This window comes from Kribbella sp. NPDC043289 (assembly GCF_056436705.1).
This window is the reverse complement of the sequence record NZ_JBWKCB010000002.1, coordinates 802,790-820,252: the sequence shown is the minus strand read 5'-3', so window position 1 is coordinate 820,252 and position 17,463 is coordinate 802,790. Positions and strand designations below refer to the sequence as shown.

Below are 17,463 nucleotides of genomic sequence, written 5' to 3'. Positions count from 1 at the left end.
TACGTTCGCAGTGTGACGACGATCTTCGAGCGCGCCGACTGCACGCTGACCCTGCGGATCGACGACCGGATCGAGTACACGATCGACGGCGGCGATCGCCAGTTCGTCATCAGCACTCCGCTCGAAGGTCTCGCCACACTGACCGCCTTCCTCGGGGAGGTCGCGAGCACTGACCTTGAGGCGTCCGGCACGCTCGCCGACGCCAGCCGGGCCGCGGCCGTGCGCGACGGATTCGATCGCTACGCCTTCGGGAGCATCGCCTCGGAGGTCCGCCGCTGGTGTCATCAGGCCGGCCTGTCGTCGACGTGGCAGGTCGACGGACGGCGTACCCGCCGCGAACACATCCTCGCCGTCGTCCCGCAGCCCGGCACGGAAAGGAGCGTCACGGTCAGCGTGGCGTTCTGGACCCCCGGCGACGCCGACGAGTTCTCGTTCACCGAGGAGTACCGCGGACCCACCGAGATCATCGGCTACAGCTTCGGAACCGGCATCCGGTACGACGAACTGCCCCGCCTCACCACCTACCTCGAGGGAGACCGCGGTACGCCGGGCGACCCGGAGGACCGTCTGGTTGCGGTCCTCGACGAACTGGTTGCCCAAGGCACCATCGATCCGCTGGCCGGCCAGGGCGCGCTGCGCGAGCTCTTCGAGACCTGGTGCCACGAGGCCGGGATCGACACCCGGCACCGCAGCCGTGGGACCGACCGCCGCGAGACCCTGGTCACCGTCGACACCCGGCCGGATCAGGTCGCCACGATCTCGTTCTCGATCGACGCGTATGCCAAACAGCTGGGTTTCCAGGAGGGGTACGGGCCCGCGGACGAGAACTGGCGGGACGCGCTCTACCAACTGCAGTTCGGCTACGACCAGATCGCGAAACTCCAAGCCTGGTTGACGAATCGGGTCGGCCCCGTCGACGAACGGCTCACCCCGGACGACGCCGTGGTCGCCGCCTGGCGCGTACTCGCCGACCGTGGCGAGCTGACGCCGCGGCGCCCGATGGAGGTCCGGGACCGCGTCGCCGGCTGGCTGACCGAGGCCGGTGTCGTGTTCCGCAGCTACGGGTCCGCGTGGCGCGAGACGCTGCTGCGCGTCCACCGGCAGCCGAGCGACTGCATCTTCACGTTGTCGCTGACGATCGATCCCGCCGACCGCGACAAGGGCATCACGTTCACTGAGTTCTACGACTACGGACCGAGCGGCGACGATCCCGGCCGCGAGTACGGGTACAGCGTGCACGCGCCGTACGACGCCCTGGACACCTTGGCGAACGCCTACGCGCCGGGCACCGACGGACCCACGCAGGACCGGCTCGTGAACGCTTTCAAGGACCTGGTCGCGACCGGTCAGCTCGGTGACCAGAGAGTGTTGAAGGCGAACCAGCAGGCGGTACTGCAGGGTTTCGAAACCGCGGGAGTGCCGGCGACCCCGGACGTGTGGGTCTGGCTCAACTCCGACTGACACCCGCACGCTCACGCCGGTGACCGATGTGTAATGCCATGATGGCCGCATGGAGCTGAAGCTGTCGGCGTCGTACGACGCCACCCCTGAGGAAGTGTTCGCGATCGTCACCGACACCACGTTCCGCGAGCAGGCCTGCGAGAAGACCAAGGCGCTGTCGTACGACGTGAAGGTGAGCACATCAGGCGCCGACACGATCGTCCGGGTCCAGCGCAAGATGCCGGCCACCGACATTCCGGACATGGCCCGGAAGTTCGTCGGCGAGACGCTGACCGTCGTCCAGACCGAGACCTGGCACGCACCCGCCGCCGACGGTTCACGGAAGGCGGACGTGTCCGGCGAGATCAGCAACACCCCGGTCACGCTGAAGGGCACCGCGAGCATCACCCCGAACGGCGCGCAGACCGTCCAGGCGATCGAGCTCGACGTCAAGGTCGCCGTACCGCTGATCGGGAAGAAGCTCGAGCCAATCGTCGTCGACGCCATCCGCGCCGGCCTGGTCAAGGAACACGACCTCGGCCGCGAGTGGAGCGCGAAGTAAGCCGTGTCGCTGCGCTGACCTGATCACCTCCGGTGGCAACCTGAAATCAAGAGTCGCACCGGAGGTGACCGTCGTCATGCGAAGTTCCCTGCGCAAGAACCGCGACCGCACCACATCTGTCGAGGCCCCCGACACCGACCAGTACTGCGCCTTCTGCGCCACGGTCATGCCGTTCGAACGCCTCGACCCCGCGGACTACCAGGTCGACGAGCCGGCTGAATGGATCTGCACCGCCTGCGGATCCGCCCTCCTGGTAGACCCACCCACCCAAGAACTCACCCAAACCGCCTGACCCCGCAGACCACGCAACCCGGTCTGTCCCGCTCGTCTGCCTGCTGGTCGGTTGTTTACCCGGTGGCGCGTTACAGCCCGGCACCGGACCCAGAACCCGCCAGTCGGGGTCCGACCCGACGTACCGAACAACTGTCAGCGGGCCCGGGCGTCGGCGGCCGCTAGGCCGGTACGCATTGCTTGCCGGACCTCGGGCGCCCAGGGGCCGGTGTTGGCCAGCGGGATCTCGGTGATGAAACGCCGCTCGCGTTCGGGGATCCGCGCCACGACCAGATCAGGGTCGTCGACCACCGCCGCGTAGAGCCTGGGCCCGTCCGCGCTGAACAGGTCCGCCGCGACGAGCCGACCGTCCGCGGTCCGCATGATGTTGTCCGGGTTGTCGTCCAGCCGCGGCGCGAACCACGGCAGCTCCAGCTGTCCCCGCTCGTACACCCGGCGTACGACGTCCGCGAGCTCGGCCAGCTCGGGAGCGCGGTCGGCCAGGGTTCGATGGAACCTGGCCGCCTGATCCGGAGCGACCGGTTCGAGCCACTCCAGCAGTTGCAGATCCCCGCCGCCCGCCAACCGACGATGGGCAAGGAGCCGTGGGACCTGGCGTGTGTGCGCCGCCTCTCGATACAACGCGGCCGTGTACGGCCCGGCCGGGTCGAACGGACTGATCCGCGCCGCAACACGACCGTCCGGCGACCGATAAGCGACCGCCCAGTCCCCCGCCCCGCACGGCGTCCACCCCGCCTGCAACAACACACGCGCCACGTCACGGTGGTCACCTTCCGGCTCCAGCGCACGCAGCACGGCCCGAGAGACGCTCCCCTCGCCGCCAGTCACGCCGCCGAGCATAAACACCCAGCTGAGCCCACCGCACCCCGATATCTCCGGCTGGGACGACTGCCGTGTCCGGGCACAGGAACCAGTGACCGTGCACAGGAAATAACAGGTCTCAACCCACCAGTTCCTGTGCAAGCCCCCAACACTCGACCAGCCCGCACGCCCCGCCCGCTCGCCCCGCCAGCTGCGCCGGTGGGGCGGGTACTCAGCCCTGGTGGGGGTAGCGGTAGTCGGTTGGCGGGGCGAAGGTTTCCTTCATCGACCGCGGGGAGGCCCAGCGGATCAGGTTCCACATCGAGCCGGCCTTGTCGTTGGTGCCGGAGGCGCGGGCGCCGCCGAAGGGCTGCTGGCCGACGACGGCGCCGGTCGGCTTGTCGTTGACGTAGAAGTTGCCGGCCGCGAAGCGCAGGTACTCGGCGGCCTCGGCGACAGCGTGCCGGTCCTGGGCGATCACGGCGCCGGTCAGACCGTACGGCGCGGAGTGCTCCATGTTCTTCATCACGGTCGCGTAGTCCGCGTCGTCGTACACGTGCACGCCGAGGATCGGGCCGAAGTACTCCATGGTGAAGATCTCGTCGGTCGGGTCGTCGGAGACCAGCAGCGTCGGGCGGACGAAGTACCCCTCGCTGTCGTCATAGGTGCCACCGGCAACAACGTCGATCGAGGACGTCGCCTGGGCGCGGTCCAGCGCGGCCTTGTGCTTGGCGAACGCGCGGTCGTCGATCACGGCGCCGATGAAGTTCGACAGGTCGGTGACGTCGCCCATCGTCAGCGACTCGGTCTCGGCGACGATGTCGTCCTTGATCAGGTTCCACACCGAGCGCGGCACGTAGGAACGCGACGCCGCCGAGCACTTCTGCCCCTGGTACTCGAACGCGCCCCGCACCATCGCGGTCTTCAGCACCGCCGGGTCCGCCGACGGATGCGCCAGGATGAAGTCCTTGCCACCGGTCTCGCCGACCAGCCGCGGGTACGTCTTGTACGCCGCGATGTTCGTCCCGACCGTCCCCCACAGCGACTGGAACGTCTTCGTCGAGCCGGTGAAGTGGATGCCCGCGAGATCCGGATGCGTCAGCGCGGCCTTGCTCACCTCGAGGCCGTCACCGGTGACCAGGTTGATCACGCCGGCCGGCAGGCCCGCGGCCTCGAACAGCCGCATCGTCCAGTGCGCCGCGAACTGCTGCGTCGGCGACGGCTTCCAGACCACGGTGTTGCCCATCAGCGCGGGCGCGGTCGGCAGGTTGCCGGCGATCGCGGTGAAGTTGAACGGGGTGATCGCGTAGACGAAGCCCTCGAGCGGCCGGTAGTCGACCCGGTTCCACACGCCCGGGGACGAGATCGGCTGGTCGCTGACGATCTGCCGCGCGAACGCCACGTTGAACCGGAGGAAGTCGATCAGCTCGCACGCCGCGTCGATCTCGGCCTGCTGGACGGTCTTCGACTGACCGAGCATGGTGGCCGCGTTCAGCGTGTCGCGCCACGGGCCGGCGAGCAGGTCAGCGGCCTTCAGGAAGATCGCGGCGCGGTCGTCGAAGGACAGCGAGCGCCACGACGGCGCCGCCGCGAGCGCCGCGTCGACAGCGGCCTTACCGTCCGCTTCGGTCGCGTTGCCGAGGGTGCCGAGGACGTGCGCGTGCTTGTGCGGCTGCACCACGCCGACCCGCGCGCCGCCGCCGAGCTTCTGCTCGCCGCCGATGGTGCAGGTCAGGTCGATCGCACCGGCCGCGGTGAGCTCCTTCAGCTTCCCTTCCAGGCTCGCGCGCTCGGCCGAACCGGGCGCATAGCCCTTGACGGGCTCGTTGGCGGGCGTCGGGACGGCGGTGACGGCATCCATGCTGCGGACTCCTCGATCGTGTGGTGGACCGTGCGGGCAGGGACCGGTGCGGATGGCCGGCGCAACCCGTGACCTCTGCATCGTGCCACGCCGTACCCCCGGACCACGAACCCGACTGGTAGCCCCTGTGGACAACCAGGTGCTAGCGGCGCCACGGCATGTGTTGGAGGGCCCACGTGTTGCCGTCCGGGTCCTCGAACCAGGCGTAGAACACGCCTCCCATGTCCTGGGTCTCGCTGACCTCGACGCCGCGCCCGATCAGCTCCTGGCGAGCCGCCTCGATGTCCTTCACAACCAGGTGCAGGCCGCGCTGGGTACCGGGCGGCATCGCCAACTGGTCCAGCCCGGTGGTGAGGCTGATCGAGCAGAACGACCCCGGTGGGGTGAGCTGAATGATCCGCACCCCCTCGGCCGGCGTCACGTCGACGTCGAGGTGGAAGCCGCACTGCTCGGTGTAGAACTGCTTGGCCCGCTCGATGTCGGACACCGGGATCGGGATCAGCTCCAGCAGGTACGCCCCCGGCTTCACCACGACCGCGCTCGGATCGTCCGGGATCTCGGAGATGTCCTTCGGGATCTCGGTCGTCGTCGGCTGTACCGGCAGATCGGTCATGCGATTCCCCCTCAGCCCAGTCAGGCCGACTTCTTGGTGGCCTTCTTGGCGGTCTTCTTGGCCGGCGCCTTCTTGGCGGCGGCAGCCTTCTTAGCCGGCGCCTTCTTCGCGGCGGCCTTCTTGGCCGGTGCCTTCTTCGCCGGCTCGGCGTCCGCGGCGCCACCGCCCGCACGCCGGGCCTTGGCGGCCTCGACGGAGGCGCGCAGCGCAGCGACCAGGTCGACGACCTCGGCGCCCTCGGTCTCCTCTTCCTCGGACTCCGGCAGCGGCACGCCTTCGGCCTTCGCCTCGACGACCTTCTCCAGCGCCACGCGGTACTCGTCGTGGTACTGATCCGGGTCGAACTCACCGCGCAGCGTGTCGATGTACGACGACGCCATCGCCTTCTCCTGGGACCGGATCTCCACGTCCTCGGACGGCGCCGCGAACGACTTGTCCCGGATCTCGTCCGGCCACAGCATCACCTGCAGCACCAGGACGTCGTCCACGGTGCGGAGCAGCCCGAGGCTCTCCCGGGACCGCAACGCGACCTTGACCAGCGCGTACAGCTCGGAGCCCTCGAGGGCGTCCCGGAGCAGTACGTACGGCTTCGCGCCCGGACCACCGTCAGCGGCCAGGTAGTAGGACTTCCCCAGGTAGAGCGGGTCGACCTGGTCCGCCGGCACGAACTCGAGCACGTCGATGACCTTCTTGCTGGACAGCGGCAGGTCCGCGAAGTCGTCGGAGTCCAGCACCACCATCCGGCCGTCGGGCATCTCGTACCCCTTGCCGATGTCGGAGTACGGCACCTCTTCGCCGTCGATCGAACAGATCCGCTTGTACCGGATCCGGCCCCCGTCGGCGACGTGCACCTGGCGGAACGAGATGTCCTTCTCCTCGGTCGCGGAGAACACCTTGATCGGGATCGTCACCATCCCGAACGAGATGGCCCCCTTCCAGATCGCCTGCATCGCCATCAGCTCCCGTCAGATTGATCCGTTCCGCCCCCGCGGCCCCTCCGCCGCGAGCAGATCTGGAATCTCCTGTGTCGCGTACCACATCAGGTCTTCACCCTCGCACGAATCCAGGGCGAACACCGCGTCGTCGTTGCCGTTCTGAGCGGCCTCCCAGAGGTCCGCGGCCTTCCCGACCACCGGGATCGCGTCGGCCGCGTCCAGGTGCACCGAGGCCACCAGGCGCCACGGGATCACCACGTGCAGCTCGAGCCGGGCGTCACCGAGCTCCACCGACCCGTCGGCCGGCGGTACGGCGCTCACCTCGGCAGCGATCACCACGCGTCGCCGAGCGGTCCCCGAATCGTCGGCCAGCAGTCCCACCGAGGCGCGGGCCGCCTGCGCCATCGCGGCGTACTCCAGCTCCTCGTCGTCGCCGTCGGCGTACCACTCCCGCAGCGCCGGGGTCACGCCGTACGCCGTCAGCGGGGCCGGACCGATCTCCCCAGCGTTGCACGCCACGCTCAGCAACCGGAGCGTGGATGGGATGTAGACCCTCATGAACCCGCCTTCTTGTTGGTACCGCGGGGTTTCTTCCGGCCCCGGGAGGCCCGGTTCCGGCTGCCCTTGGTGGTGTCCAGCAACTCGTCCAGCGCATCGGTCACACATTGGGCGAAAACAGCGAGGTCCGGCATGGCGGTGCGGTCCGCGTTCAGACCGTAGTACACCTTGCCGTCGTACGACGTGACGCCGACGGAGAGCCCTTGCCCGGGCATCAACGGAACTACCGGGTACGACGCCAGCATCGGGGCACCCTGCGCGTACAGCGGGAACTGCGGACCCGGCACGTTGGTGATCACCACGTCGTCGATCGGCCGCACCGTGGTGGTCGCGACCCGGGCGGCGAGCGCGTGCAGCGTCGTCGGGGCGAACCCGGCGATGCCGACCAGCGAGCGGGCGCTGACCGCGCGGCCGGTGTCCTTGTGCACCTTGGTCTGGTACGAGATCTGGTGCAGCCGCATGACCGGGGAGTTCTCCCCGATCGGCAGGTTCACCGCGGAGGCGATCACGCGGGAGCCGAGCGAGGTCGGCTCCTCGTCCTCGTCGTCGCGGATGCTGACCGGGACCACCGCGCGCACGCTCCGGGTCGGGCCGACGCCCTCACCGCGGGTCATCATCCAGGCCCGTAGCGCACCGGCGACCACGGCGAGGATCACGTCGTTGACGGTGCCGCCGTGCATCGCCCGGACGGTCCGGTAGTCCTCCAGGTCGGTCTGCACGGTGGTGAAGCGGCGCTGACCGGACGTCTTCACGTGCAGCGTGCTGTCCTGCGCGTGCCGCTGCGCGACCAGCGAACCGACCACGTCACCGAGCACCTCGCGGACCGAAGTCGAACCGGTCAGGCTGGCGATCTCGGCGCGAGCCAACTCCAGGGCCGCGGTCGGATGCCGGCCGGCGTCGATGAACACGCCGGCGAGCAGCTCCAGCGCGGACGGTGGGTGGTCGGGCTGCCAGGTGTCGGTCGGTGTGTCCCGGGGGTGCGCGGTCGCGTCCAGCACGACCTGACCGATGTCGACCGTGCTGTTGCCGTCGACAAGCGCCTGGTGGGACTTCGCGATGATCGCGAACCGGTCACCTTCCAGACCCTCGACCAGGTACATCTCCCACAACGGCCGGGCCCGGTCGAGCCGCCGGGACATGATCCGGGCGACCAGCTCGAGCAGCTGCGCGTGCGTGCCCGGGCGGGGCAGCGCGGAGCGGCGGACGTGGAAGGTGATGTCGAACTCTTCGTCGTCCACCCACACCGGCCCAGCGAACCGGCCGGGGATCTGCTGGACGCGCTGCCGGTACCGCGGCACGAACGCGATCCGGTCGCGGATCAGCGCCACCAGGCTCTCGTAGTCGAACCCCTCGTCGCCGTGCACCGGCGGCTCGAAGATGTCGACCGTCCCGACATGCATCGGGGTGGCCGGCGACTCGGCCTTGAGAAAGGTGAGGTCGAGCGACGTCAGCCGATCGGGCATTGCCATCACCTTCCTCTCAGTAGTTGCTGTCACCCTAGCGGCCACGTCAGACAGTGGGCTGCGACACTGACCGTGGAGGGCGTCTGGGATCCCTGCGCCGTCGCGAGCAGGTGCTCGGCGGAGTGCCTCGCCGCGCTGGAGGGAAGGTCTCGATGTGGTTTCATCGTGGCCTTTCCTCCAACGCGGTGAGGTGCCCGCCGAGTGCCGCGCAGTAGGCGCAGGGGTCCCAGACGCCCTCCTCAGGGAACGATGAGCCATTCGTGTTCGTCAGGCAAGAGGGTGTGTCCCGCACCCTGAGAAGTTCACGTACCCCTCGAAAGGCTTCTGGACCGATGCGTTCGACCCTCACTCGCGGTGCCGCCACCGCTCTCCTGCCCACCCTCGGCGTGCTGGTCCTGGCCGGCTGTGGTGGCGGCGATTCCGGCAGCGGAACCAGCACCCCGTCAGCGAGCGCGTCGACCCCGACCTCGAGCCTGCCGACCAACACCCCGACCCCGGGGTCGCCGAACACCAGCTCCCCGTCGAACACCGCGGACCCCTCCGGTGAGCAGGCCGACGTCACCATCGACGTCACCGTTGCCAACGGCAAGGTCAACCCGAGCGGCGCCACGATCAAGGTGAAGGCCGGACAGACCGTGCTCGTCAAGGCGACCAGCGACGCCGACGAGGAGCTGCACATCCACGGCTACGACAAGGAGCTGGAGCTCACCCCGGGCAAGCCCGCGTCGGTGACCTTCACCGCGAACATGAAGGGCACGTTCGAGGTGGAGACCCACAAGAGCGGCAAGCTGGTCGCCAAACTAGTCGTCTCGTGATTGCACAACTCCTCCCCCTGCACGGGATCGGTGGGCGGCAAGACCTTCCGGTTCCGTTCGGGCTGGCGGTTGGTGGTGCCGCGGTCGCGGTGACGGTCTCGTTCGTGATCCTCGGGCTGGCGTGGCGAAGTCCGAAGTACCGCGGGAACGCGTCGGGGAAGCCGTTGCCCGCCGCAATCACCCGGACGGTCGACGCCGGCTGGTTCCGGTGGATCGTCCGCGTGGTCGGGCTGGCGACCTTCCTGTACGCGATGGTGTCGCTGATGTTCGGCGTCGACCGGTTGACGAACCCGATCTTCGGCTTCATCTACATCCTGGTCTGGGTCGGACTGGTCCCGATCTCGATCCTGCTCGGACCGGTCTGGCGGACGCTCAACCCGCTGCGCACGATCCACCTGCTGCTGTCCAAACTGCTCCGGCAGCCGTCGTCGAAGGGTCTGCTCGAGCTCCCGTCATGGGTAGGACTGTGGCCGGCCGCACTCGGGATCTTCGCGTTCACCTGGCTGGAGCTGGTCGCGCCGGATCGCGCGACGATTCCGGTACTGCAAGCCTGGATCGCGCTGTACGTCGTGATCACGCTGTTCGGCGCGATCCTGTTCGGTGACCGCTGGTTCGCGCAGGGCGACCCGTTCGAGGCGTACGCGACGCTGATGTCGCGCCTCTCGCCGTGGGGCCGCCGGACCGACGGCGCGCTGGTGGTCCGGCGTCCGCTGGAGAACCTCGACGGGATGCAGCCGCGGCCCGGCCTGGTCGGACTGGTGGCCGCGCTGCTCGGCTCGACGGCGTACGACGGATTCTCGAACTCGTCGGCGTGGATCGGCTGGGCGCAGAACCAAGACGTCTCGATGACCTGGCTCGGGACCGCCGCACTGATCGTGTTCATCCTGTTCGTGCTGGTCACGTACTCCGGCGCCACGCTCCTCGCCGGCCGCCTCTCGGACAGCTCCCGTACGTCGCTCCCGGGTCTCTTCGCGCACTCCCTCGTACCGATCGCCTTCGGGTACGTCGTGGCGCACTACCTGACCCTGTTCATCCTCGAGGGGCAGCGGACGCTGATCTACCTGAGCGACCCGCTGAGCAACGGGGCGAACATCTTCGGCACGGGTCTACTCGCGGTGAACACCGGTATCACCAACCACAGCACGGCGATCGCGGTGATCCAGGTGCTGGCGGTGGTCGGCGGTCACCTGCTCGGCGTCGTCTCGGCCCACGACCGCGCGGTCGCCCTGTTCCCCCGCGCCAAGGCGCTGGCTGGTCAGCTCCCGCTACTCGTCGTCATGGTCGGCTACACCTGCGGCGGCCTGCTCCTACTGTTCTCTTCCTGATGTACACACCCGCCGCACGCTCGGCCCTCCGCGACAGACTGGTCGAGGCGGCCCGAGCGGACGCGCGCATCGCGGGTGCCGCGCTGACCGGATCGGCCGCGTCCGGCGCCGAGGACGAATGGTCGGACATCGACCTCGCGTTCGGCCTCGCCCCGAGCGCTGACCAACAGGCCGTACTGGAGGACTGGACGGCGCGGCTGTACAAGGACCACGGCGCCGTCCACCACACCGACGTGTGGTCGAGCGGGACCGTCTACCGAGTGTTCCTGCTGGAGTCCACGCTGCAGGTGGACATCGCCTTCGCCCCGGCCGACGAGTTCGGCGCGCGCGGTCCCGCCTTCCAAGTGCTGTTCGGAGAGACCGTGGAGCAGCCGGTCTGGAAAGCGCCGTCGCCGATCGACCTGGTGGGGATGGCGTGGCTGTACGCCCTGCACGCGCGATCGAGCATCGCGCGCGGCAAGGTGTGGCAGGCCGAGTACATGATCAGTGGAGTCCGTGACCACGTGCTGATGCTGATGTGCCTGCGGTACGACGTTCCGCATTCGCAAGGTCGCGGGTTGCATCTGTTGCCGTTGGTCGCCAGCACGACCGTGGAGCCGACGCTGGTGCGGTCGCTCGAGCTCGCCGAGTTGCGGCGGGCGTTTCGCGCGAGTGTCGACGTACTGCTGGCCGAGGTGGAGCTTGTCGACGCGGACCTGGCGGTCAGGCTTGGGCGGCCGGTTCGGGAGTTGACGCGGTCTTAGGCAGTCCGCGGCTGGTCCATGCGAGCAAGATGAACGCGACCATGCCGACGATCAGGTGCGAGTTGCCGGGGATCGACTGCCAGAACGACCAGTCGAGCTCCCGGTCGTCGCGGTACGGGACCCACCAGATCGAGCGCAGTACGAACAAGCCGTAGAACAGCACGCCGGCGACGACCGCCGGGTTCAGTCCCCAGACCCGGTTGATGCCGCGGATCAGGCTGACGCCGAGCGGGATGATCCACACCCAGTGGTGACTCCACGAGATCGGCGACGCGTACAGCACGGCGAGCGCCAGTACCGAAATCGCGGTCACGCGTTCGTCGGCCAGCCAGTACCGCCGGGCCAGCCAGAGCACGATCAGCCCGAACGCGGCCGAGAGCAGGAACCAGACCGGCTGCACCCAGCTCGCCTCGTCACCGATCCGGTGCAGGAACCCGTTGAACGACTGGTTCCCGGTGTACGCGATGCCACCGACCCGGTTGGCGTCCAGGATCACGTCGGTCCAGTACCGCCACGACTGGTGCGGTACGACAACGAACCCGACCGCCATCGTCGCCAGCAGCCCGAGTACGGCGTTGCGCAGCGCCCGCCACTGCTTCGTCACCACGAGCAACGCGAGGAACGGTAGCGGCGTCAGCTTCACACCGATCGCGACGCCGACCCAGAACCCCCGCAGCCGCGCGTCGTTCGGCCGGACCAGGTCCAGCAGGATCATTGCGGTCAGCAACAGGTTGATCTGGCCGAACTGGATCGTCTGCCAGACCGGTTCGAGCAGCAGCGACAGCAGGGTGAGCGCGATCAGCACCGCGGTCTGCTTGCGCTGGCTGATGAACGACCAGAACGTCTTCGGCAGGCTGGTCCGCCAGAGCGCGGTGATGGACAGCACCGAGATCGTCGTCCAGGCCACCAGCGCGACACCCCACGGTACGGCGGCGAGCGGGACCATCGCGATCGCCGAGAACGGCGGGTACGTGAACGGGAGATCGGAGCCGCCCGGCAGCTTCGCGTCGTACAGCGACTGACCGTGCAGCAGCACCGAGCCGCCCATCCGGTAGACGCGCAGGTCGATCATGCCGCCGTACAGGTGGGCGACCCAGGCACCGAGTGCAACGAGGACCGCACAGCCGGCGATCGCGATCAGCACGCGGCGGCGGCCGGCCGGCAGAACAGGGGAGGAGGGAGGGGTGGTCACGGTCACGTCAGGTCGGCTCCGAACAGGGTTTCCAGCGCTCGCCGGGTCTCGTCGTACTCGGTGTGAAGTATCGCGGTCATGCCGACCGCACGGGCGCCGTCGACGTTCAGTTGCAGGTCGTCGACGAACACGCATTCCTCCGGCTTCAGGTCCAGCCGGCCGGCGGCGAGCAGGAAGATCTCCGGCTCGGGCTTGCGCAACCCGACCTCACCGGAGATCACGATGTCGTCGAACATGCCCGCCCAGGTGTCGCGCGGGTACGTGTTGCCCCAGGAGTTCGACAGCAGGGCGGTCCGGATCCCGCGCTCGTTGACGCGCCGGACCAGCGCCGCCATCGCCGGCTGGTGCTCGAAGTGCGCGAACATCCGCTCGATCAGTCCTTCGGCGGGCACCGGCGTCCCGTCCCGCCGTACCAGCATGGACGCCAGCTTGCGCTCGAAGTCCGGTACGGCGATCTGGCCGCGCTCGAGGGCATGCACCGGGTTCAGCTCAGCCTCCGCGGTCGCATCCTCCGGCGACTCCGACGGGAGCCACGCGAGCACCGCCCGCAGGTACGAGTCGAAGTCGAAGTCGTCCAGCTCCGCCCAGCGCCGCAGCGCCGCTTCCAGGCCGGAGGTGAGCACGCCGCCCCAGTCCACCAACAGACCTCGCGGCATCGCGCGCACCTCAACCATGGCGGCAAGACTACTCAGCCCGCGACCTCCGTGACGCTTCCGGCCCCGGCGCTCACTCCACGTACACGGCCGCCGGGAATCGCCGGGATCAGTGGTTGTACTCGATGCTGACGTCCCCGGACGACGTCTTCGCCTTGATCGTGCGGGTGGCGTTCGGGTCGATCTTGACGTTCGCCGACTCGTCGCCGGACGAGGTGGTGGTGTCGACCTTGTACGACTCGGCACCGGACGGGATCCGGATCTCGACGTCCCCCGAGCTCGACTTCGCCTCGACCGACTGCGGCGCGACCGTGAAGTCGAGTGTCGCGCTGCCCGAACTACTGGCCGTCGTCACCGAGGTCGCGGCCAACCCGTCCCCCGCGAGATCACCCGAACTCGAACGCATCGTGAGCGGCCCGCCGACATCGTGGACGTCGATGTTGCCCGAGCTGGTCTTCACGTCCGCCCCACCCGCGAACCCGGACACGGTCACGTCCCCGCTACTGCTCTCGACCCTCAGCTTGACGTCCCGCGGCACGGTCAGGACGTAGCTGGTCTTGCACCCGAACGACAGGAACCCGCAGCCGCCACTCTTCAGCTCGAGCGTGCTGTCACCCGCGTCGTAGCTCTCCTGCGGATCCGAACCGAACACGTTCCGCTCGAACTGCCGGTCGACCTTCAGTTCGGTGCCGTCCCCGGGCTGGATCTCGACCTTCGCGGCCCCACCCTTGACCAGCAGCGAGTCGCCCTGCACCTGGTAGCTCTGCTGGCCGCTCTTGGTGCCCTCGGTCAGCCCGGTGAGTGCCCAGTACACGCCACCCAGGATGAGCGCGATCGAGATGGCGATCCCGTACCGCCGCTGCGCGCTCATCGAACTGGACTGCCGCCCCTGGACATCGGACATGACGCTCCCTGAAGTACGGATCGAAGTACCTCAAACCCTGGCACACCAAACCCGCACTGTCTGGCGGGGTTGTCCCCGAGATCCCCACCATCCGACCCTGACTCCGCCGCCCTTTGATCCCGGGTCAGGCGGGGACGGCGGCCAGCTCCTTGTGGATCGTGGTGGCGAGTTGCTGGAGGGATTTGCGGAGTTTGCTGGACTTGGCCGCGTCGGAGAGGCTGCGGCCGTGCGACATGGCGGCGTCGACCGCGCTCTGGTCGAACGGCAGGAACGCCGCGGGCTCGATCCCGGCGTACTGCGCCAGCGCCTCGGCCGCCGCCTCGTTCGGCGAGCCGCCGAGAGTGCCGGAGCGGACCCGGTTCATCACCACGCGCACGGTGACCGACGGTACGACGGCGCGCACCTCGTGGATCGCCCGGATCAGCCGGGTCAGACCGACCGGGTCCGCGGAACCGACGACGATGACCTCGTCGGCCTCCTCCAGCGTGGAGACGGTCGCCCCGTTACGCCGCGGGGCCAGCGAGTCGAACGAGATCTCCTCGTCGGTCTCGATGCAGAACCCGGCATCCACCACCGTCACCGGCGCCAGCGTCCGCGCGGTCGACCAGATCGACTCGATCGCGGCCGGCCGCAGCTCGGTCCAGCGGTCCGCGCGGCTGAGGCCGGTCAGCACCAGGAGATGCGGATCCACCTGCCGGGCGTGCTTGGCGAGCATCACCATGTCGAGCGAACCGTTCGACGCCGAGCGCGCCGCCGCGGCCAGCCCGGACGTCTCGTCGAGCATCCCGAGCATCTGCGCGACGGTCCCGCCGTACACATCGGCGTCGGCGAGCAGCGTCGGGATCTTCTTCAGCGCCAGCTCGTAGGCAAGGTTGACGGCCACCGTCGTCCGCCCGGGCGCGCCCGTCGGCCCCCAGACCGCGATCAGCCGGCCAGCTCCCTCGGGGTACGGCGGCGGCTCGCTATTGATCGTGTCCGGCGTCAGCGGCACGAACCCGCCCGCGAAGTGCGCGTTGGAGACCGGCGGACCCGAGTCGACCGCGTCGGTGACCGCGCGACCGAGATCCCCCGGACTCACGTCGGCCGGGAGGATCCGCTCGATCCCCATCCGGGCGAGCCGGTCCTCGGCGCCGAAGGGCGCACCGTTCTCGGTCGGGTCGACCAGCGCCAGTACGACGATGCCTCGGGCGTGCAGCGCGGCGACGGCGTCCGACGAGAGCCGGGGCAGGGCGTCGGCCAGCAGCACCGCACGGGCCTGCCCGCTACCGGCCGCGGCCATCACGTCGGCGATGTCGACGCAGCGCCGGACCACTCTGATCCCGGGCGCGCGCTCGGTCCGCCGTACGACTTCTGCCTCCCAGGGCGCGCCGGTCACGGCCAGGAGGACGGGGATCGCCATCAGTTGCCCTTCCGCACCAGGGTCGGCTCGCCGGCACTGATCGCAGTCAGAGCGGCCGGGATGCGGGGCAGGTCGCTGGAGGCGAGGCTGATCAGGACCTGGCGCCGGGCCGTGCTGCCCGAGACGCCCTTCACCGAGTCGATCTGCAGCACCCGCACGCTGCTCCACAGCGGCTTGGCCGACTGCCCCTCCTCCTTCGGCACCACCCAGACGTCCACGATGTCGCCGACCGCGGTGTCCGACGGCAGGCGGCCGGTCGCGACCGACAGCGGCATCTCGGTGCGAGTCTGTTCGGACTTCGGGACGGCGGCATCCTTCGGGAGGAACTCGCCCTCGCCGACCGTGCGCCCGACGACCAGGCCCTTCACGTCGGCGTCGGCGGACAGGTACCGGCCCGAGTCGTTGCCGTTGGTGAAGCGCACCCGGACCGTGGTCAGGTCGTCCCCGGTGAGCGGGGCGCCGACCCGGAGCTCGTGTTTGGCGGCCAGGATCGTGGTCGTGTCGTCGGCGGAGGACAGCAGCTTGGCGCCGGCCAGCGCGGTGACGGCGACCAGCAGCACGCCCAGGACCAGACGCCCGTCCTTCCAGCGGGCCTTCCGGTTCCGCTGGGCCGGCGCGGACGGCGCACCGAATCCACTTCGCACTTGTGTCTCGACCACGTCGGCTCCCCAGTCAATCGATCGCTCTCGGCGGACATTCTGCCCGTTCCCGGTTCCGGACGTGAACGGTCATCCACAGGCTGTCACGGCCTGGGGACAAACGCGATCATCCATTCGCCAACCGTGGCAAACTGAAGGAACCAGCCACTATCCGAAGGAGTACGGACGATGCCGAGCCCCCGGTTCCTCCAGCTCGCCGATGTCGCGGAGGTCCTGAACATCTCCGCCAACCAGGTCTACGCATTGGTCCGCCGCGGTGACATCCGGGCCGTCAAGATCGGCGGCCGCGGTCAGTGGCGGGTCGAGGCCACCGAGCTCGAGAAGTACATCGAGCGGCTCTACACCGAGACCGAGCAGTTCATCGACAGCCATCCACTCGGCGAAGAGGCCGAGACCACGGAGGACGCCCGCTTCTAAGTCGCAGACGGTCACGCCGGCGGGCTGGCGCTGGTGAGACCAGATGGTTGTGAACTCGATACGTCGCGGCGGGAGTACCGATGGGTGCGCGTGTCGGCGTACCCGCCGGTGTTTGGGTCAGCGGCGGCGGAGGGCTCGGAGTGACTGGGTGGGGACCAGGCGGACGTTGTAGACCTCGGTCCGGCGGCGCGGTGCGTCCAGGGGGTGCTCGGCGAGCTCGAGGAAATCGGCACCGACACGGTCGATCGTGCCGCTGACCGGGCCACCGCCGCCGCAGAACAGCGTCACCGGTGAGCGGTCCCGGGCGATCCCCCGGAGCAGATGGGCGAGCCCGAGCTTGCCCTCGACCGCCCCGACGGCCGGCTCGGCCCACGGCCCCAGCTGGTGTACGGCGACCAGCGCCCCGACCGGGATCAGCCACTCCTCGTAGCGCTCGGTCTCGAGCAGCAGACAGTCCTTGCCGACCCGGCTGAGCAGCCCGCGCACGGGCTCCGCGTCCATCAGCTCCACGCGGACGACGGTGTCCACCGCACCGCGGAGCCGGTCGAGCACCGTGATCTTCCCGACCTCGGCGCGGATCCGGTCCGCGACCTCGCCGTACAGATCCGTCTCCTGGAGCGCCTCGAACTGCGACTCCAGGTCCGCGAACAACGCATCCCACCGCATGACCGTGAACCTACCGGTCCCGAGTGCCGACGTACCCCTCGGTGATCACCCTCCGCACCGGAAACCGACGCTGCGTGCGTTAAGGACTTGCAAAGCTGACCTAGAACCGGTCTATAGTGGTCAAGCCAACGCAAACTAACGCAAACTCAAAGGTCGGGAGCGAAGC

At 69.0% G+C, this 17,463-nt stretch carries 19 protein-coding genes; 7 read left to right on the top strand and 12 right to left on the bottom strand.

Features of this window, described 5'->3' with window-relative positions; genetic code table 11:
- The first annotated feature begins 12 nt into the window (after positions 1-12).
- The 3 genes from AC0662_RS15725 to AC0662_RS15715 all read left to right on the top strand — a co-directional run bounded on the left by AC0662_RS15725 (position 13) and on the right by AC0662_RS15715 (position 2,294).
- A complete protein-coding gene (locus AC0662_RS15725; protein WP_478301242.1) occupies positions 13-1,461 on the top strand; it encodes a hypothetical protein in 1,449 nt (482 codons plus the stop codon).
- A 49-nt stretch (positions 1,462-1,510) separates the two neighbouring features.
- Positions 1,511-2,002 carry a DUF2505 domain-containing protein gene (locus AC0662_RS15720; RefSeq protein WP_452203899.1) on the top strand — a complete coding sequence of 164 codons (492 nt, stop codon included), beginning with the start codon at positions 1,511-1,513 and terminating at the stop codon, positions 2,000-2,002.
- Positions 2,003-2,078: 76 nt separating this feature from the next.
- The gene (locus AC0662_RS15715) at positions 2,079-2,294 is read left to right on the top strand and encodes a hypothetical protein (RefSeq protein WP_478301239.1); all 216 of its coding nucleotides are present in this window, start codon (positions 2,079-2,081) and stop codon (positions 2,292-2,294) included.
- Positions 2,295-2,428: 134 nt separating this feature from the next.
- On the opposite strand, the gene AC0662_RS15710 is transcribed toward AC0662_RS15715, so the two are convergent.
- From AC0662_RS15710 to AC0662_RS15685, 6 genes are all read right to left on the bottom strand, one after another.
- Positions 2,429-3,121 (bottom strand): hypothetical protein, encoded by a 693-nt coding sequence (locus tag AC0662_RS15710; RefSeq protein ID WP_478301237.1) that lies wholly within the window; start codon positions 3,119-3,121, stop codon positions 2,429-2,431.
- Positions 3,122-3,326: 205 nt separating this feature from the next.
- The gene (pruA, locus tag AC0662_RS15705; protein WP_478301235.1) at positions 3,327-4,955 is read right to left on the bottom strand and encodes an L-glutamate gamma-semialdehyde dehydrogenase; all 1,629 of its coding nucleotides are present in this window, start codon (positions 4,953-4,955) and stop codon (positions 3,327-3,329) included.
- Positions 4,956-5,097: 142 nt separating this feature from the next.
- A complete protein-coding gene (locus AC0662_RS15700) occupies positions 5,098-5,568 on the bottom strand; it encodes a VOC family protein (protein ID WP_452203896.1) in 471 nt (156 codons plus the stop codon).
- A gap of 20 nt (positions 5,569-5,588) precedes the next feature.
- On the bottom strand, positions 5,589-6,518 hold the full coding sequence (gene ku, locus AC0662_RS15695; RefSeq protein ID WP_478301233.1) for a non-homologous end joining protein Ku: 930 nt from the start codon (positions 6,516-6,518) through the stop codon (positions 5,589-5,591).
- Between the two features lie 15 nt (positions 6,519-6,533).
- The gene (locus AC0662_RS15690; RefSeq protein ID WP_478301231.1) at positions 6,534-7,061 is read right to left on the bottom strand and encodes a DUF6912 family protein; all 528 of its coding nucleotides are present in this window, start codon (positions 7,059-7,061) and stop codon (positions 6,534-6,536) included.
- Positions 7,058-8,524 (bottom strand): WS/DGAT/MGAT family O-acyltransferase, encoded by a 1,467-nt coding sequence (locus tag AC0662_RS15685; RefSeq protein WP_478301229.1) that lies wholly within the window; start codon positions 8,522-8,524, stop codon positions 7,058-7,060. Before AC0662_RS15685 ends, AC0662_RS15690 begins: the two co-directional genes overlap by 4 nt.
- Positions 8,525-8,856: 332 nt before the next feature.
- On the opposite strand from AC0662_RS15685, the gene AC0662_RS15680 reads away from it, so the two are divergent.
- Genes AC0662_RS15680 through AC0662_RS15670 form a run of 3 tightly spaced genes read left to right on the top strand, consistent with a single transcriptional unit; the run spans position 8,857 to position 11,407 of the window.
- Positions 8,857-9,339, top strand: coding sequence for a cupredoxin domain-containing protein (locus AC0662_RS15680; RefSeq protein WP_452199551.1), 483 nt, complete (start codon positions 8,857-8,859; stop codon positions 9,337-9,339).
- Positions 9,336-10,664: a hypothetical protein gene (locus tag AC0662_RS15675; protein WP_478301227.1), complete on the top strand. Its 1,329-nt coding sequence runs from the start codon at positions 9,336-9,338 to the stop codon at positions 10,662-10,664. Before AC0662_RS15680 ends, AC0662_RS15675 begins: the two co-directional genes overlap by 4 nt.
- Positions 10,664-11,407 carry a nucleotidyltransferase domain-containing protein gene (locus AC0662_RS15670; RefSeq protein ID WP_452199548.1) on the top strand — a complete coding sequence of 248 codons (744 nt, stop codon included), beginning with the start codon at positions 10,664-10,666 and terminating at the stop codon, positions 11,405-11,407. The genes AC0662_RS15675 and AC0662_RS15670 overlap by 1 nt, the downstream gene beginning before the upstream one ends.
- On the opposite strand, the gene AC0662_RS15665 is transcribed toward AC0662_RS15670, so the two are convergent.
- The 5 genes from AC0662_RS15665 to AC0662_RS15645 form a co-directional block, all read right to left on the bottom strand.
- The gene (locus AC0662_RS15665; protein WP_478301225.1) at positions 11,367-12,605 is read right to left on the bottom strand and encodes a glycosyltransferase 87 family protein; all 1,239 of its coding nucleotides are present in this window, start codon (positions 12,603-12,605) and stop codon (positions 11,367-11,369) included. The genes AC0662_RS15670 and AC0662_RS15665 overlap by 41 nt on opposite strands.
- Positions 12,602-13,273, bottom strand: coding sequence for an HAD family hydrolase (locus AC0662_RS15660; RefSeq protein WP_478301223.1), 672 nt, complete (start codon positions 13,271-13,273; stop codon positions 12,602-12,604). Before AC0662_RS15660 ends, AC0662_RS15665 begins: the two co-directional genes overlap by 4 nt.
- Before the next feature lie 88 nt (positions 13,274-13,361).
- A complete protein-coding gene (locus AC0662_RS15655) occupies positions 13,362-14,156 on the bottom strand; it encodes a DUF4097 family beta strand repeat-containing protein (RefSeq protein ID WP_452199542.1) in 795 nt (264 codons plus the stop codon).
- Positions 14,157-14,280: 124 nt separating this feature from the next.
- The gene (locus tag AC0662_RS15650; RefSeq protein ID WP_478301221.1) at positions 14,281-15,555 is read right to left on the bottom strand and encodes a CpaE/TadZ family protein; all 1,275 of its coding nucleotides are present in this window, start codon (positions 15,553-15,555) and stop codon (positions 14,281-14,283) included.
- A complete protein-coding gene (locus AC0662_RS15645; protein ID WP_478301219.1) occupies positions 15,555-16,214 on the bottom strand; it encodes a CpaB family protein in 660 nt (219 codons plus the stop codon). The genes AC0662_RS15650 and AC0662_RS15645 overlap by 1 nt, the downstream gene beginning before the upstream one ends.
- 168 nt (positions 16,215-16,382) lie before the next feature.
- On the opposite strand from AC0662_RS15645, the gene AC0662_RS15640 reads away from it, so the two are divergent.
- Positions 16,383-16,631, top strand: coding sequence for a helix-turn-helix domain-containing protein (locus tag AC0662_RS15640; RefSeq protein ID WP_452199538.1), 249 nt, complete (start codon positions 16,383-16,385; stop codon positions 16,629-16,631).
- Between the two features lie 117 nt (positions 16,632-16,748).
- Here the strand turns inward: AC0662_RS15640 and AC0662_RS15635 are convergent, their stop codons facing one another.
- Positions 16,749-17,297, bottom strand: a complete 549-nt coding sequence (locus AC0662_RS15635) for a hypothetical protein (protein WP_478301217.1) — start codon at positions 17,295-17,297, stop codon at positions 16,749-16,751.
- Between the last annotated feature and the right edge of the window lie 166 nt (positions 17,298-17,463).